The organism is Litorihabitans aurantiacus (assembly GCF_030161595.1).
GTDB lineage: Bacteria > Actinomycetota > Actinomycetes > Actinomycetales > Beutenbergiaceae > Litorihabitans > Litorihabitans aurantiacus.
Map to the genome: position 1 here is coordinate 1,514,312 of NZ_BSUM01000001.1, position 14,657 is coordinate 1,528,968.

Annotated in this window: 14 protein-coding genes; 7 read left to right on the top strand and 7 right to left on the bottom strand. The window is 74.3% G+C overall.

Going from position 1 to position 14,657, the window contains the following annotated elements:
* Window positions 1-31: 31 nt before the first annotated feature.
* The gene (locus tag QQK22_RS07055) at window positions 32-1,186 is read left to right on the top strand and encodes a polyprenyl synthetase family protein (protein ID WP_284250290.1); all 1,155 of its coding nucleotides are present in this window, start codon (window positions 32-34) and stop codon (window positions 1,184-1,186) included.
* 47 nt (window positions 1,187-1,233) lie between these two features.
* Here the strand turns inward: QQK22_RS07055 and QQK22_RS07060 are convergent, their stop codons facing one another.
* The gene (locus QQK22_RS07060) at window positions 1,234-1,626 is read right to left on the bottom strand and encodes an Rv2175c family DNA-binding protein (protein ID WP_284250291.1); all 393 of its coding nucleotides are present in this window, start codon (window positions 1,624-1,626) and stop codon (window positions 1,234-1,236) included.
* A gap of 68 nt (window positions 1,627-1,694) precedes the next feature.
* Here QQK22_RS07060 and QQK22_RS07065 point away from each other — a divergent pair, with 68 nt between their 5' ends.
* Window positions 1,695-2,459: a protein kinase domain-containing protein gene (locus tag QQK22_RS07065; RefSeq protein WP_284250292.1), complete on the top strand. Its 765-nt coding sequence runs from the start codon at window positions 1,695-1,697 to the stop codon at window positions 2,457-2,459.
* On the top strand, window positions 2,429-3,721 hold the full coding sequence (locus tag QQK22_RS07070) for a Stk1 family PASTA domain-containing Ser/Thr kinase (protein WP_284252610.1): 1,293 nt from the start codon (window positions 2,429-2,431) through the stop codon (window positions 3,719-3,721). The genes QQK22_RS07065 and QQK22_RS07070 overlap by 31 nt, the downstream gene beginning before the upstream one ends.
* A 42-nt stretch (window positions 3,722-3,763) precedes the next feature.
* On the opposite strand, the gene QQK22_RS07075 is transcribed toward QQK22_RS07070, so the two are convergent.
* The 3 genes from QQK22_RS07075 to QQK22_RS07085 all read right to left on the bottom strand — a co-directional run bounded on the left by QQK22_RS07075 (window position 3,764) and on the right by QQK22_RS07085 (window position 7,303).
* Window positions 3,764-5,125, bottom strand: coding sequence for a class II 3-deoxy-7-phosphoheptulonate synthase (locus tag QQK22_RS07075; RefSeq protein ID WP_284250293.1), 1,362 nt, complete (start codon window positions 5,123-5,125; stop codon window positions 3,764-3,766).
* Between the two features lie 151 nt (window positions 5,126-5,276).
* On the bottom strand, window positions 5,277-6,509 hold the full coding sequence (locus QQK22_RS07080) for a pyrophosphate--fructose-6-phosphate 1-phosphotransferase (protein WP_284250294.1): 1,233 nt from the start codon (window positions 6,507-6,509) through the stop codon (window positions 5,277-5,279).
* Window positions 6,506-7,303, bottom strand: coding sequence for a lysophospholipid acyltransferase family protein (locus tag QQK22_RS07085; RefSeq protein ID WP_284250295.1), 798 nt, complete (start codon window positions 7,301-7,303; stop codon window positions 6,506-6,508). Before QQK22_RS07085 ends, QQK22_RS07080 begins: the two co-directional genes overlap by 4 nt.
* A gap of 152 nt (window positions 7,304-7,455) precedes the next feature.
* Between QQK22_RS07085 and QQK22_RS07090 the strand changes: the two genes are divergently transcribed.
* Window positions 7,456-7,854 (top strand): hypothetical protein, encoded by a 399-nt coding sequence (locus QQK22_RS07090; RefSeq protein WP_284250296.1) that lies wholly within the window; start codon window positions 7,456-7,458, stop codon window positions 7,852-7,854.
* Between the two features lie 93 nt (window positions 7,855-7,947).
* On the opposite strand, the gene QQK22_RS07095 is transcribed toward QQK22_RS07090, so the two are convergent.
* Window positions 7,948-8,895, bottom strand: a complete 948-nt coding sequence (locus QQK22_RS07095) for an ROK family glucokinase (protein WP_284250297.1) — start codon at window positions 8,893-8,895, stop codon at window positions 7,948-7,950.
* 165 nt (window positions 8,896-9,060) lie between these two features.
* Here QQK22_RS07095 and QQK22_RS07100 point away from each other — a divergent pair, with 165 nt between their 5' ends.
* From QQK22_RS07100 to QQK22_RS07110, 3 genes are all read left to right on the top strand, one after another.
* Window positions 9,061-10,872, top strand: a complete 1,812-nt coding sequence (locus QQK22_RS07100) for an AMP-dependent synthetase/ligase (RefSeq protein WP_284250298.1) — start codon at window positions 9,061-9,063, stop codon at window positions 10,870-10,872.
* A gap of 105 nt (window positions 10,873-10,977) precedes the next feature.
* Window positions 10,978-12,747, top strand: coding sequence for a DEDD exonuclease domain-containing protein (locus QQK22_RS07105; RefSeq protein WP_284250299.1), 1,770 nt, complete (start codon window positions 10,978-10,980; stop codon window positions 12,745-12,747).
* A gap of 9 nt (window positions 12,748-12,756) precedes the next feature.
* Entirely contained in the window at window positions 12,757-13,038 is a 282-nt protein-coding gene (locus tag QQK22_RS07110) for an Lrp/AsnC family transcriptional regulator (RefSeq protein ID WP_284250300.1), read from the top strand.
* Window positions 13,039-13,069: 31 nt separating this feature from the next.
* On the opposite strand, the gene trpD is transcribed toward QQK22_RS07110, so the two are convergent.
* A complete protein-coding gene (gene trpD / locus QQK22_RS07115) occupies window positions 13,070-14,116 on the bottom strand; it encodes an anthranilate phosphoribosyltransferase (protein ID WP_284250301.1) in 1,047 nt (348 codons plus the stop codon).
* A complete protein-coding gene (locus QQK22_RS07120) occupies window positions 14,113-14,544 on the bottom strand; it encodes a response regulator transcription factor (protein ID WP_284250302.1) in 432 nt (143 codons plus the stop codon). Before QQK22_RS07120 ends, trpD begins: the two co-directional genes overlap by 4 nt.
* Window positions 14,545-14,657 lie beyond the last annotated feature (113 nt).

A 14,657-nucleotide genomic window follows, 5' to 3' on the forward strand; every position in this document is an offset into this window, starting at 1 on the left:
CGCGAACACCCCGCTGACCTACGCTCGAGACATGACGCGCACGCCGACCACCGCGACGCCAGATCTCCAGCACGACGTGCGCCGGGCGGTCGACGACGCCGTCGAGAGCGCCTTCGGGACGGCGCGGACGGAGGTCGCGGCCGCCGGAGGAGAGGGTGCGGCCGTCGTCGAGGTCGCGCGCCGCGCCGCCACGGGTGGGAAGCGTCTTCGGGCCCGCCTGTGCCTCGCGGCGGCCGCCGCACTCGCCCCCCGCTCCGGCGACGCCACGGACGGCCCGAGCGCGATCGACGTCCCCGGGGTGCTCGGCGCGGCCGCTGCGCTCGAGCTGTTCCAGGCCGCGGCGCTCGTCCACGACGACCTCATGGACGCCTCCGACACCCGCCGCGGCGCCGCCTCGGCGCACCGCTTCCTCGAGGCCGAGCACTTCCCCGCGTCGAAGGACGGCACCGCCACCCGCGCCCGGGAGCACTTCGGCTCGTCCGGGGCGCTGCTCGTGGGCGACCTGCTGCTCACGATGAGCGCCTCGGTGCTCCACGCCGCGGTGCTGCCGCTGGAGCGCGACACGGCGCGCGCCGCGCTGGCGACCTACTCCGCGATGGCGAGCGAGGTCGCCGTCGGGCAGTACCTCGACCTGCTCGCCTCGCACGCGCCGTGGCCCACGGACCCGGGCGACGGCGTCGACCTCGAGCGAGCGGAGCGCGTGATCCACGCCAAGTCGGCGCGCTACTCGGTGGAGCTGCCGCTGCACCTCGGCGGCGTGCTGGCCGGGGCCGACGACGACGCGCTCGCCTGGCTGGGCCGCATCGGTCGTGCCGTGGGCACGGCGTTCCAGCTGCGCGACGACGTCCTGGGGGTGTTCGGTGACCCGGCGGTCACCGGCAAGCCCGCCGGGGACGACCTCCGCGAGGGCAAGCGCACCGTCCTCGTCGCGCTCGCCGACGCCCGCGCCCAGCCGCAGGACCGCGCGACGCTGCGCGAGAACCTGGGGAGGACGGACCTCGACCCGGACGACATCGCCACGCTGCGCGGGATCCTCGAGCGCACCGGGGCGCTGGCCGAGGTCGAGCGGCGGATCGCGGACCTGGTGGCCGCGGCCGAGGACGATCTGGCCCGGCCCCCGAGCGGCGCGGGCGACCTCGGCGTGCTGCGGGCGCTCCTGGCGGCCGCGGTCGATCGGTCCTCCTGAGCCGGGACGGCCGCCGCGGCGCAGCCGCCGGCCCCGTCAGGACCTCGTCAGAACGCCAGGCCCTGCGCGGCGCGGCGCACCGTCGTCACGCGCCCGGCGCGCAGCGCCTCGATCGGCGCCTGCTCCAGGGACTCCTCGGGCGTGAACAACCAGCGGAGCGTCTCGACGTCGTCGTAGCCCGCGTCCGCCAGCTGCGTGAGGCTGCCGCGGAGCGCCGGGAGCACGTGGTCGAGCCCGGGACGGTCCGGGTCCGGCACGAGGAAGTCGGCGGGGACGGCGAGCGCGCGGTTGTCGCCCACGCGGAAGGCGAGCAGCCGGCCCTCGCGGACCATCGAGCGGACCTGGCGGTCCGCGACGCCGATCCTCGCCGCCACGTCCGGCAGGTGCAGCCAAGCGGGGACGAGCCCCTCGAAGTCCTGTGCGCTCGCGTCTCGTTCCACCGCACGAGCCTAACGCCGCAGCGCGGCGCTCCCCGATCGGGGCACCGCCCGCGGGTAGGTTGGCGGCGATGAGCGCCGTGACCTCCGATCCGCTCGTCGGCCGCACGGTCGACGGGCGCTACGACGTCCTGCGCCGGATCGCCCGGGGCGGGATGGCCACGGTCTACCTCGCCAGCGACCGGCGCCTGGACCGCCACGTCGCGCTGAAGGTGGTCCACCCTCACCTCGCCGACGGCGCCGACGTCGTGGCGCGCTTCCGGCGCGAGGCACGGGCCGCCGCCCGCCTCGCGCACCCCGGCATCGTCGCCGTGCTCGACCAGGGCGTCGACGGCGAGACCAACTACCTCACGATGGAGTTCGTCGCCGGCCACACGCTCCGCGCCGAGATCGCCGGTCACGGGTCGCTCAGGCTCGGCCGGTCGCTCGAGATCACCATCGCCGTCCTCGACGCGCTCGCCGCCGCGCACCGCGCCGGTCTCGTGCACCGCGACGTCAAGCCCGAGAACGTCCTGCTGGCGCTCGACGGTCGCATCAAGGTCGCGGACTTCGGGCTCGCCCGTGCGGTCAGCGAGGCGACGGTCGCCACCACCGGGACCCTGCTCGGCACGGTGGCCTACCTCTCCCCGAGATCGTCAGCTCGGGCGAGGCGACGGCGGCCGCCGACGTCTACGCGGTCGGCGTCGTGCTCTACGAGATGCTCACGGGCGTACCGCCCTTCACCGGGACCACGCCGATCCAGGTCGCGTACCGGCACGTGCACGAGGACGTGCCACCGCCGTCGGACGTCGTGCCGTGGCTGCCGATGGAGGTCGACGAGCTGGTGGCGACCCTGACCTCGCGGGACACCGCCCGCCGTCCGGCGGACGCGGCGATCGCGCTGACGCTGGTGCGCCGCACGCTGGCCGGTCTCGACTCCCGCGCCCGCTCGCTGCGTGCCGACGTCGAGGGACGACCCGAGCTGCTCGTGCCCATCGAGGCGCTCGAGCACGAGCTCGCCGACCTGGACGCGCCGCAGGACGCCGACGCGTCCGGCTCCCCGGACGGTGACGACCCCGCGCTGACCCGCGCGCTGGACCGAGGCCCGGGGACCGGCACGATCGCCCTCCCCGTCGGGGCCGTCCGCTCCCCCACCCGTCCGGTGCCCGACGGCGAGGCCACCGACACGGTGGCCGTCCCCGCACCGCGGCGTCGCCGCCGGCGGGGGCTCGGCTGGCTCGTCGTCCTGCTCGTGCTCCTGCTCGCCGGGGGCGCGGCTGCCTGGTACTTCCTGCTCGGCCCGGGGAGCCCGGTGACCGTCCCCGACGTCACGGGCGCGCAGCGCGCCGCGGCTGAACGCAGCCTGACGGACCTGGAGCTGCGGGTCACCACGTCCGAGCGCTTCGACGACGACGCACCGGCGGGCACCGTCCTGGAGACCGATCCCGCCGCCGGGACGAGTCTCGCGCGCGGCAGCGACGTCGCCGTCGTCGTCTCGCTCGGGGTCGAGATGCTCGAGGTCCCCGCGTTCACCGACCTGACGCGCGAGGAGGCCGAGGCAGCCATCACCGAGGCGGGCCTGACGGCGGCGCCGGACGTCGAGGAGACGGAGGACCGCACGATCCCCGAGGGCGTCGTGGTCGCCAGCGACCCCGCCTCCGGTCAGGTGGTCGCGCACGACACCCCGGTCCGGCTGACGGTCTCGACCGGTCCCCGGGTGGTGCGCATCCCCGAGAACTACGGCGGCAAGCAGGCCGAGGTCGTGCAGAACGACCTCGTGAACCTGCTCGACATCCCGCTCGAGGCCATCACCGTCACGGAGGTCTACTCCGACGACGTCCCGGCGGGCTCGGTCGTCTCGGTCACGCCCGCGGGCGGGCAGGAGGCGCGTCAGGGCGATCCGGCCGCCCTCGAGGTCTCGCTCGGCCCTGAGCTGTTCGAGGTGCCTGACGTGCAGGGCCGTCAGATCGGCGAGGCCACGCGGATCCTCGAGGACGCGGGCTTCACCGTCGAGGAGAACAACGTGCTCGGCGGGTTCTTCGGGACGGTGCGCCAGCAGGACGTCGCCGCGGGCGAGATGCGCCGCCGCGGCACCGTCATCACCCTGACGGTCGTCTGAACCGCGCGTCCGTCCGACCCGGGGCCTCGGAGCGTCGGGGGCTCAGCCCGCCGACCGCTCCCGCAGCATCTCGGCCACGAGGAAGGCCATCTCGAGGGACTGGGCGTGGTTCAGGCGCGGGTCCACGAGCGTCTCGTAGCGCGCCTCGAGGCCGACGTCGTCGATCTCCTCCGAGCCGCCCAGGACCTCGGTGACGTCGTCACCGGTGAGCTCGACGTGGACCCCTCCCGGGACCGTGCCGAGCGCCTGGTGGACCTCGAAGAACCCGCGGACCTCGTCGATCACGTCGGCGAACCGGCGGGTCTTGTAGCCGTTGGAGGCGGTGATGGTGTTGCCGTGCATGGGGTCGCAGACCCACAGCACGGGACGGCCGTCCGCAGTGACCTTCTCGACGATCGAGGGCAGCGCCTCGCGGATCCGCCCGGCACCCATGCGGGTGATGAAGGTGAGGCGGCCCGGGACGCCGTCGGGATTGAGCTTGTCCATCAGCGCGATCGCGTCCTCGCCCGTGGTGTTCGGGCCGAGCTTGACGCCGATGGGGTTGCTGACGCGGGAGAAGAACTCGACGTGCGCGCCGTCGATCTTCCGCGTGCGCTCCCCGATCCACAGGAAGTGCGCCGAGCAGTCGTAGGGCAGGCCGGTCCGGGAGTCGATCCGCGTCAGGGGCCGCTCGTAGTCGAGCAGCAGACCCTCGTGACCGGAGTAGAAGTCGACGGTCCTCAGCGCGTCGAAGTCGGCGCCGGCGGCGGCCATGAACTTGATCGCGCGGTCGATCTCGCCGGCGAGCCCCTCGTAGGAGCGGTAGGCGGGCGTCACGGTGAAACCGCGGTTCCACTCGTGCACACGGCGCAGGTCCGCGAACCCGCCCATCGTGAAGGCACGGGTGAGGTTGAGCGTGGAGGCTGACGTCGTGTACGCCTTCATCAGTCGCTGCGGGTCCGGGACCCGCGACTCCGGGGTGAACGCGTGGCCGTTGACGATGTCGCCGCGGTAGGCCGGGAGCGTCACGCCGTCGCGCGTCTCGACGTCGCTGCTGCGCGGCTTGGCGTACTGCCCGGCGATCCGCCCCATCTTCACCACGGGCATGCTGGCGCCGTAGGTCAGCACGATCGACATCTGCAGGATCGTCTTGATCTTGTTGCGGATGCGGTCGGCGTCGGCCTCGGCGAAGGACTCGGCGCAGTCGCCGCCCTGGAGCAGGAAGGCCTCGCCGCGCTGGGCGAGCGCCAGCTTCTCGCGCATCGCGTCGGCCTCTCCGGCGAACACCAGCGGCGGCGCGGCGGCGAGCTGGTCGCTGACGGCGGACAGCGCGCGAGAGTCCGGCCAGGTCGGCTGCTGCTCGACGTCGAGGGCGCGCCAGGCGTCCAGTCCGGCGATGACGGCGGGGTCTGCGGTCGTGCTCACGACGAATGAGTCTAGGTGCCGGTGACCGCTGCCCGGGTGCGGCACCAGAGTCTGGACGCCCGCACGCGGCGCGGAGCGGCCCGGGACGCACGACGGCGGGAGGTCGCCGCGGTGGCGACCTCCCGCCGTCGGGCGGGGGTGGGGGCGGGCGTCAGTGCGCGGCGCCCTCGGGGGCCGCCACGACGTCCTGCCCGATCGAGGCCATCAGCTCGCCGAACCACGGCACCGTGACGTCGAACGCCTTACCGCCACCGATGCGCGGGAACTCCACGGCGCGCAGCTCGTCGCCGCGCTCCTCGTCGTGCCCGATCACGCCGGAGACGCCGGCGAGAGCCGAGTCGACCGCGAGCTCCACCATGGAGGCGATGAGCGCGAGGTCCTCCTCGCTCGCGGCCGCCGAGCGGGAGAAGTAGCCGCTCTTCTGCACCATGACCTTCTCGGCGCCGACGAGGCCGGCGAACTGCTTGGCGAACCAGGCACCCGGGTTGATCGTGTCGAGCTGCACGTGACCGAACGGGTCGCGCTTGACCTCCTCACCTCGTCCCTCGAGCTCCGCGATGATCTCGGGCACGCCGGCACCCTCGCTGAGGAAGATGTTGACGTTGCCCTGCTCGTCCATGATCGCCTTGAGGCGCGCGGCCTCGGCCTCGAGGTCGATCGCGAGCTCGGGCAGGAAGACGGCGTGGACGTCCCAGCGCTCCTTGCTCAGACCGATGCTCGGGTTCCACGACGGCTGGCCCTCGACCCAGCCGTGGTAGCGGCGGGCGGCCTCGGCCGTGAGCCAGCCGCAGTGGCGACCCATCACCTCGTGGACGATGAGCATGCGGGGGTTGGAGCGGTGCTCGCCGATGATGTTCTGCGCGAACCGGCTGGCCTCCTCGGCGGCCGTGTTGGCGCCGAGGCTCTGCCGGATCGGGACGATGTCGTTGTCGATCGTCTTGGGCAGGCCGACCACCGTGAGGCCGTAGTCGTGCTCCTGCAGGTAGGCCGCGAGGTCGGCGGCCGTGGTGTTCGTGTCGTCGCCGCCGATCGTGTGCAGCACGTCGACGCCGTCGGCCTGGAGCTGCTCAGCGGCCTTGGCCAGGGGGTTCTCACCCTCGGCGACCAGCCCGCGCTGCACGAGGTTCTTGGCGTTGGTGAGCTTGACGCGGCTGTTGCCGATGGGGCTGCCGCCGAACGAGTGCAGCAGGCCGGCGTTCGCGCGCGCGGCGTCGTCGACGACCACCTTCGTCCCCGTGAGGAGGCCGTGGTAGCCGTAGGAGTAGGCGATGATCTCCACCTCGGGCGCGAGCGCGGTGTAGCGCTCGATGAGGCCGCCGACGGCGGAGGAGAGGCAGGGGGCGAAGCCGCCCGCGGTGAGCAGGGCGACGCGCTTGACGGTCATGCTGGACCTTCCGTGGGGGTGCTGTCACTGGAACCGGGATCGCCGGTGGTCGGGGGTGCGGGGGCGCTGGGGACGTCGGTCTCCGGTGCGACGCGCCCGCCGGGGGCGTCGCTCGCGGTGTCGGTCGTCTTGCCGGCCGCGATGCGCGCCTTCGCCGTCGCGGCGTACATGTCGACGTACTCCTGGCCCGAGAGCCGCATGATCTCGTACATGATCTCGTCGGTGATGGAACGCAGCACGAACCGGTCGTTCTCCATGCCGCGGTAGCGGGAGAAGTCCATGGGCTCCCCCATGACGACTCCGATGCGCTTGAGCCGCGGGATCCGCTTGCCGATGGGCTGCGCGATGTTGGTGCCGATCATCGCGACCGGGACCACGGGCGCACCCGACTCCAGCGCCAGGCGCGCGACCCCGGTCTTGCCGCGGTAGAGACGCCCGTCGGGGCTGCGGGTGCCCTCGGGGTAGATGCCGAACAGGCCGCCGTCCGAGAGCCGGGCGAGCCCCGCGTTCAGCGCGGCCTCGCTGGCGCGCCCGCCGGCGCGGTCCACCGGGATGAGGCCGACGCCGCGCATGAACCACGCCACGAAGCGTCCGCGCAGGCCCCGGCCCTCGACGTAGTCGGACTTGCCGAGGAACACGATCTCGCGCGGCATCATCAGCGGCAGGAAGAAGGAGTCGATGACCGCCAGGTGGTTGCTGGCCAGGATGGCTCCGCCGCTCGCGGGCAGGTTCTCCGAACCCCGGATCCAGGGCTGGTAGGCCACGCGCAGCACCGTGCCGAGCGTGGCCTTCATGAACCGGTAGAACACTCCTGAGGCCCTTCGTCGACGGCGGCGGCGCACGTCCGAGCCCCGGCGTGCGCGGCCGCCCCGGGCAGCACGCGGTGCCGGCCGGACTCGACGCACCGGGGATCACTCTAGGGGGCGGACGTGCCTAGAGTCGTGTCATGACCGACCGCGAGCGACGAGGCGACGAGCCGGACGGCCCCACGGACGACGGGCCGCACGACGGGTCGGCCGAAGCCGCGGAGCCCTCGGGGCGGGAGCGCGACTGGGACGCCGAGTGGCGCACGCTCACGCAGGACCTGACGCCGCCGCGCCGCACCTACCTCGTCTCCGACACCCCGGTCGTCGGCGCCGCGCAGGGTCCGCGTGACTACTCCCCCGCCCCCGTCAGCGACGATGACGACGACGACGCCTTCGAGGCGCCCGAGGCGGACCACCCGCCGGTGCGGCGCTCCACCCGGCTGGCGTGGACCGCGATCGTGACGGGTCCGCTCCTGCTCGTGCTCGCCGTCGTCGCGTTCCGGCAGGCGCCCCCTGGTACGTCGCGACGTGCCTGGTGATCTTCCTCGCCGGCTGCGTCACCGTGTTCGCGAGGCTCCCGAGCCACCGGGACGACGACGACGGCGACGGCGCCACCGTCTGAGCGGCCGGCCTCAGTCGAGCACGACGCGCGCCAGGTCGGCCGCGCCGACGATCCCGGCGTCGTTGCCCAGGGTCGCGAGCACGACCTGCGGCAGCGGGCGCTGCGCCCGCGCGAAGAGCTGCTCCTCGAGAGTGGCCCGCGCCGGTCCGAGCAGCATGTCGCCCGCCGCCCCCACTCCGCCGCCGATCACGTAGGTCGTGGGATCGAGCAGCGCCGAGAGCGCGGCCATGCCGCTGCCCAGCCAGGTCCCGAGGTCCGCGAGCATCTCGACGGCGAGCGGGTCGCCCGCGCGCGCCGCCTGCGTCACGTGCGGGCCCGTGACGTGCTTGGCCTTCCCACCCGCGAGGTCGAGCAGCGTGCGCGCGCGCTCGGGGTCGGTGGCCAGCGCGGCGCGCGTCTCGCGCACGAGGGCGGAGCCCGAGGCGTACGTCTCCCAGCAGCCGTCGTGGCCGCAGCCGCACGCGCGACCCGCCGGCACCAGGCGCATGTGGCCGACCTCGCCGCCCGCACCCGCCGCACCGCGCACCAGCCGGCCACCGATGACGACGGCGCCGCCCAGGCCCGTCCCGACCGTCAGCATGACCATGTCCTGCACGTCGCGCCCCGCACCGAAGCGGAACTCCGCCCAGCCCGCCGCGTTGGCGTCGTTCTCGACGACGACGTCGAGGCCGAGCCGCTCGCGCAGGACGTCCCGCAGCGGGTAGTCGCGCCAGGCGAGGTTGGCGGCGAACAGCACCTTCGCCCGGCCGGGGTCGACGAAGCCGGCGGCGGCGACCCCGACGGCGGAGACCTCGAAGGACGCCCGGAGCTCCGCCACGGCGTCGACGACGGCGTCCTCGATCGCGTGCGGCTCCTCGGGGCTCGTGTCGCGGCGCGTCGTGGCGAGCAGCGTCCCCGCGTCGTCCACCACCCCCGCCGCGATCTTCGTCCCACCGATGTCGATCCCGACGGCGTGCATGGGCCAGTCTCCTTCGTCCGTGTCCAGGGGCGCTCGGCGTCGTGCGCCACCCGCCCCATCCTGACCCATGACCGGCGGTGGCGGAGCACGACGGGCACGAGAGCACGCGGATTGCGTAAGGTGAGACACCGCCTCGATGCTGCTACATCGGACAAAGGAGCCACGATGGACACGACGCGACTCTCCCCCGCCCCGGACGTCCCCGCGACGTTCAGCATCACCGACCTGCTCGAGGACCACCACGAGCGCACCCCCGCGGCGGAGCTGTACCGCGTGCCCGACGGCGCGGGGTGGCGCAGCGTGAGCGTGGCGGAGTTCCGCGACCAGGCGATCGCCCTCGCGCGCGGTCTCCTCGCGCAGGGCGTCGTCCCCGGCGAGCGCGTCGGGATCATGTCGCGCACGCGCTACGAGTGGACGCTGGCGGACGTCGCCATCTGGTACGCCGGGGCCGTCCCGGTCCCGGTCTACGAGACCTCGTCCGTGTCGCAGGCGGCGTGGATCCTCTCCGACTCGGGCGCCGTCGCCGTGATCGTCGAGACCCCCGCCCACGCCGAGGTGGTCGAGGCGGCCCGCGCGGAGGCACCCGACCTGCGCGTCGTGTGGCAGATCGACGCCGGTGACCTCGCGACCGTGACGGCCTCCGGGACCGACGTCGACCCCGAGCGCGTCCGCGACGCCTCGGCCGCCGTCGGCCTCGCCGACCTCGCGACCATCATCTACACCTCGGGCACCACCGGCCGTCCCAAGGGCGCGGAGCTCACGCACGGCAACTTCGTGCTGCTGGCGCGCAGCGCCGTGGAGGACCTCAGCGAGATCGTCCACCAGGAGGGGGCCTCGACGCTGCTGTTCATGCCGCTGGCGCACGTCTTCGCCCGCTTCGTGGAGATCCTCGCGCTCGCCGGCCGCATCCCGCTGGGTCACACCCCCGACCCCTCCGGCATCGTGACGGACCTCGGGACCTACCGGCCGACCCTCATCCTCGCGGTGCCGCGCGTCTTCGAGAAGGTCTACAACTCGGCCGAGCAGAAGGCGATCGCCGGTGGCAAGGGCAAGATCTTCGCGTGGGCGGCGGGAACGGCCGGCGCGTGGTCGCGGGCGCAGGACGACGGCGGACGACCGGGCGCCCTGCTGAACCTGCGCTACCGGCTCGCCCACAAGCTCGTGCTCTCCAAGATCCAGTCCGTCATGGGTGGCCGGCTCACGTACGCCGTCTCCGGCGGCGGTCCGCTCGGCGAGCGTCTCGGCCACTTCTTCCGTGGCGTCGGCCTCACCGTGCTCGAGGGCTACGGGCTGACCGAGACCACCGCGCCGCTCTCGGTCAACGTGCCCTCGAAGGTCAAGATCGGGACCGTGGGCCCGCCGCTGCGCGGCAACCAGCTGCGGATCGCGCCCGACGGCGAGATCCTCGCCCGCGGTGTCGCCGTCTTCCGCGGCTACCACAACAACGAGGCCGCGACGGCGGAGGCCGTGGTCGACGGGTGGTTCCACACGGGCGACCTCGGCGAGCTCGACGCGGACGGCTACGCCCGCATCACCGGTCGCAAGAAGGAGATCATCGTGACCGCGGGCGGCAAGAACGTCGCCCCGGCGCAGCTCGAGGACGCGATCCGGGCCCACCCGCTGGTCAGCCAGTGCCTCGTCGTGGGTGAGGGCCGCCCCTTCATCGCGGCGCTCGTCACGATCGACTCCGAGATGCTCCCCGGGTGGCTCGCCGCCCAGGGCAAGGACGAGATGACCCTGGCCCAGGCCGTGACCGACCCCGACGTGCGCGCCGCGGTCGGCAGCGCCGTCGACCGCGCGAACTCCCACGTCTCGCGTGCGGAGTCGATCCGCGAGTTCCGCATCCTCGAGACCGACTTCACGATCGCGAACGACTACCTCACGCCGTCGATGAAGGTGAAGCGCTCGGCCGTCCTGCGCGACCTCGCCGGCACGCTGGAGGAGCTGTACCGCGACGCGGCCGCCTCGCGGTCCTGAGCACGTTCCGGCCGGTCCCGGGCGCCGGTCGGTGAACGGGCGTCCAGCGTCCGGCCTCCGGAGCGCCGCCGGGTCGATGTCGGTGCCCGGACCTAGGGTCGGCCCGTGACCACCGCTCCCGCCCCGCAGCTCGCGCTGCAGCCCTCGCTGCTCGCCGACGGCCTGCCGCTGCACGAGGTCGAGTTCGTGGTGGTGGACCTCGAGACCACCGGCGGATCGCCGCACGCGGACCGGATCACCGAGATCGGTGCGGTGCGGGTGCGCGGCGGCGTGGTCCTGGGTGAGCTCGGCACGCTCGTCAACCCGGGCCGCGCGATCCCGCCGCAGATCACGGTGCTGACCGGGATCACCGACGCCATGGTGGTGGACGCCCCCGGTCAGGAGGACGCGCTCGTCACGTTCGGCGAGTTCGCGCGCGGTGCCGTCCTCGTCGCGCACAACGCCCGGTTCGACGTCGGGTTCCTGCGCGCGGGGTTCGAGCGCATGGGTGCCACCTGGCCCGCGCCACCCGTGGTCGACACGGTCGCGCTCGCTCGGCGCGTCGTGACACGTGACGAGGCCCCCAACCACAAGCTCGGGAGCCTCGCGCGCCTGTTCGCGGCCGGCGTGGTCCCCGACCACCGGGCGCTGACGGACGCCCGGGCCACGGTCGACGTGCTGCACGGGCTGCTCGGACGGCTCGCACCCCTGGGCGTGACCCACCTGGAGGATCTGGTCACGGCCTCCGACCCCGTGCCCGAGGCACGGCGGCGGAAGGTCACGCTCGCGGACGGACTCCCGAGCGCACCGGGCGTCTACCAGTTCCTCGACGGGGCCGGCCGCATCCTCTACGTCGGGACGGCCACGGACCTGCGCACCCGCGTGCGGAGCTACTTCACCGCCTCCGAGAAGCGTCGCCGGATGACGGAGATGGTGACCGTCGCCGCCCGCGTGCACCCGATCGTCTGCGCGACGCCGCTGGAGGCGTCGATCCGCGAGCTGCGACTGATCGCCCAGCACCGGCCCCCGTACAACCGGCGCTCCCGGTCGCCGTCGACCGAGCCCTGGATCCGCCTCACGGACGAGGCCTTCCCGCGGGCCTCGATCGTCCGCACCGTGCCGCTGACCCAGACGAGCGGGGTGCTGGGACCGTTCCGCAACCGCGCCCAGGCGGTGCTCGCGCTGGAGGCGATCCAGGGGACCTTCGGCCTGCGCGCCTGCACGGCCCGCCTCCCCGCCCGGCCCGCCGCCGGCGCGTCGGCCTGCGCGCTGGCCGATCTGGGGCGGTGCGCCGCCCCGTGCATCGGGGGTACCACCCCGCAGGCGTACGCCGGCACCGTGTCGGCTTTCGCCGCGTTCTGCGACGGCGACGGCACCGGCCTCCTGAACCACGCGGCCCGCCGCATCGCCGAGCTCAGCGCGCAGCAGCGCTACGAGGAGGCCGCGCGCGAGCGGGACCGCGTGCAGGCGCTCCTGCGCGGAGCCCAGCGCGCCCAGCGGCTGCGGACGTCACGCCCGCGCGAGCTCGTCGCCGCACGTCCGACACCGGCGGGCTGGGAGGTCGTGGTGGCCCGTCACGGGCGGCTCGCCGCCAGCGCGGTGACCCGGCGCGCCGCCGACGTCCTGACGCTCGTCGCGGCGATGATCCCGACGGCGGAGGACGTCCCCGAGCCCACGACCTGGGCGGGCGCCGCGCTCGTGGAGGAGACGGAGCTGCTCGCGCGCTGGTGGGAGCAGCCCGGCGTGCGCCTGATCGCGCTGTCCGACGGTCCGGCGCTGGCTCGGCCCGTGCGCGGGGCCGACCACGCCCTCAGCGACCTCGCCGCCCGCCTCGGTGCCGCGCCGTCCCCCGACAGGGACGGCGACGGCCGAGACGCCGAGTCCGCCGCTGCGTAGGCTGGGCGCATGATCACCGCCATCGCCCTCGTCGACGCCGACGTCGCCCGCATCCCCGAGGTCTGCGAGGAGGTCGCGGCGATCGACGGCGTCACGGAGGTCTACTCCGTGACCGGCGACACCGACCTGGTCGCGATGGTCCGCGTCCGTCGCCACGAGGACCTCGCCGAGGTCATCGCCGACCGGATCGGCAAGGTGCCCGGCGTCGTCGGCACCCGCACGTACATCGCGTTCCGCACGTACTCCGAGCACGACCTCGCCCAGGCGTTCTCGATCGGCGCCGAGGACTGATCCGCCCGGTCGTCGCCGCCCGGTCGTCGTCTCAGCCGACCGGGGACGCCGCGCTCGCGGTGACCCACCGCTCGAGCGCCCCCGCCGCGGCACCGGAGTCGATCGACTCCTGCGCGATCGCGATCCCCTCGCGCATCCGCTCGACCAGCTCGCCGTCGCCCGTGCGCGTGCCGTCGGCGACGACGGCGGAGGCCGCGCCGAGCACGACGGCGTCGCGGACCGGTCCCCGCTCACCCGCCAGGACCCGGCGCACCACGTCCGCGTTGAAGGCGGCGTCGGCGCCGCGGAGGTCCTCGAGCGTCGCGCGCGGCATCCCGAAGGCCGTCACCGCGTCGATCTCGTGCTCGACCACGCGCCCGCCCGAGACCTCCCAGATCCGCGCGGGCGCCGTCGTCGCCCACTCGTCGAGCCCGTCACCGGAGCGGTAGAGCAGCACGCTCGAGCCTCGCTCGGCGAAGACTCCGGCCATCAGGGGCGCCATCCGGGCGTTCGCGACGCCGATCGCCCCCGCCGCCGGGCGGGCCGGGTTCGTGAGCGGCCCCAGGACGTTGAAGACCGTCGGGATGCCGAGCTCACGCCGCGCCGGACCGGCGTGGCGCATCGAGGGGTGGAACACCTGGGCGAACGCGAACGTGATGCCGACCTCGTGCGCGAGGTCCGCGACGCGCGCGGGGGCGGCGTCGAGCCGGACGCCGAGCGCCTCGAGGACGTCGGCCGCACCCGAGGCGGACGACGCCGCGCGGTTGCCGTGCTTGACCACGCGCAGACCGGTGCCGGCGGCCACGAGAGCGGCCATCGTGGAGATGTTCACGGAGCGGTGGCGATCGCCACCGGTCCCGACGATGTCGACCGTGCGCCCCTGCACGGGCAGCGGTACGGCGGCCGAGACCATGGCGTCGGCGAATCCGCCCAGCTCCTCGACGGTCTCGCCCTTGGCCGCCAGCGCGACCAGCAGACCGGCCAGGGCGACCGGCGTGACGTCGCCCGCCATGACCTGTTCCATCGCCCCGCGCGCCTGGGCGGCGCTGAGGTCGCCGCCGGAGACGAGTCGGCCGAGCAGCTCCGACCAGGCCGTCATGCCGAGGGGCTCGCGGCCGCGGGAGCCACGCGAGCGCGCAGGAGCGCCGCGACGGCCTCGGCGACCTCGATCGGTCGCAGCGGGTGCGGCACCGTCGCGTCCGCCTGCGACCACGCGGCGATCCAGGCGTCCTGGGGCCGGGCCACGAGGAGCAGCACCGGCGGGGCGTCGTAGTGGCTGTCCTTGACCTCGCGAGCGAGTCCGAACCCACCCACCTTGGCGGTCTCGCCGTCGAGCACGAGCAGGTCGACGCCGCCGGCGGCGACCTCGGCGGTCATGGCGTCGGGTGTGGCCACCTCCACCCACGTGACGGTCGGGGTGTCGCGCGAGGCCCGCCGCCCCACGGCACGCCGGACGGCGGCTCGCGTGGCCGCGTCGTCGCTGTAGAGCACCACGCGGGCGCTGCGGGCGGTCTGCTCGACGCTCATGCCCCGATGCTAGTGCGGCACGCTCGCGCGCCGCTCCCCGGGACCGCCCGCCACGCGCGGACCTGGCCGCCTGGCGGACCACCCACCGCACCGCCCGCCGCACCCGGAGCGGC

Coding starts and splice junctions, on each gene's coding strand:
- QQK22_RS07055 (WP_284250290.1), top strand. CDS start 32: ATGACGCGCACGCCGACCACCGCGACGCCAGATCTCCAGCACGACGTG.
- QQK22_RS07065 (WP_284250292.1), top strand. CDS start 1,695: ATGAGCGCCGTGACCTCCGATCCGCTCGTCGGCCGCACGGTCGACGGG.
- QQK22_RS07070 (WP_284252610.1), top strand. CDS start 2,429: ATGGAGGTCGACGAGCTGGTGGCGACCCTGACCTCGCGGGACACCGCC.
- QQK22_RS07080 (WP_284250294.1), bottom strand. CDS start 6,509: ATGACCGTCAAGCGCGTCGCCCTGCTCACCGCGGGCGGCTTCGCCCCC.
- QQK22_RS07085 (WP_284250295.1), bottom strand. CDS start 7,303: ATGAAGGCCACGCTCGGCACGGTGCTGCGCGTGGCCTACCAGCCCTGG.
- QQK22_RS07090 (WP_284250296.1), top strand. CDS start 7,456: ATGACCGACCGCGAGCGACGAGGCGACGAGCCGGACGGCCCCACGGAC.
- QQK22_RS07095 (WP_284250297.1), bottom strand. CDS start 8,895: ATGCACGCCGTCGGGATCGACATCGGTGGGACGAAGATCGCGGCGGGG.
- QQK22_RS07100 (WP_284250298.1), top strand. CDS start 9,061: ATGGACACGACGCGACTCTCCCCCGCCCCGGACGTCCCCGCGACGTTC.
- QQK22_RS07110 (WP_284250300.1), top strand. CDS start 12,757: ATGATCACCGCCATCGCCCTCGTCGACGCCGACGTCGCCCGCATCCCC.
- trpD (WP_284250301.1), bottom strand. CDS start 14,116: ATGACGGCCTGGTCGGAGCTGCTCGGCCGACTCGTCTCCGGCGGCGAC.
- QQK22_RS07120 (WP_284250302.1), bottom strand. CDS start 14,544: ATGAGCGTCGAGCAGACCGCCCGCAGCGCCCGCGTGGTGCTCTACAGC.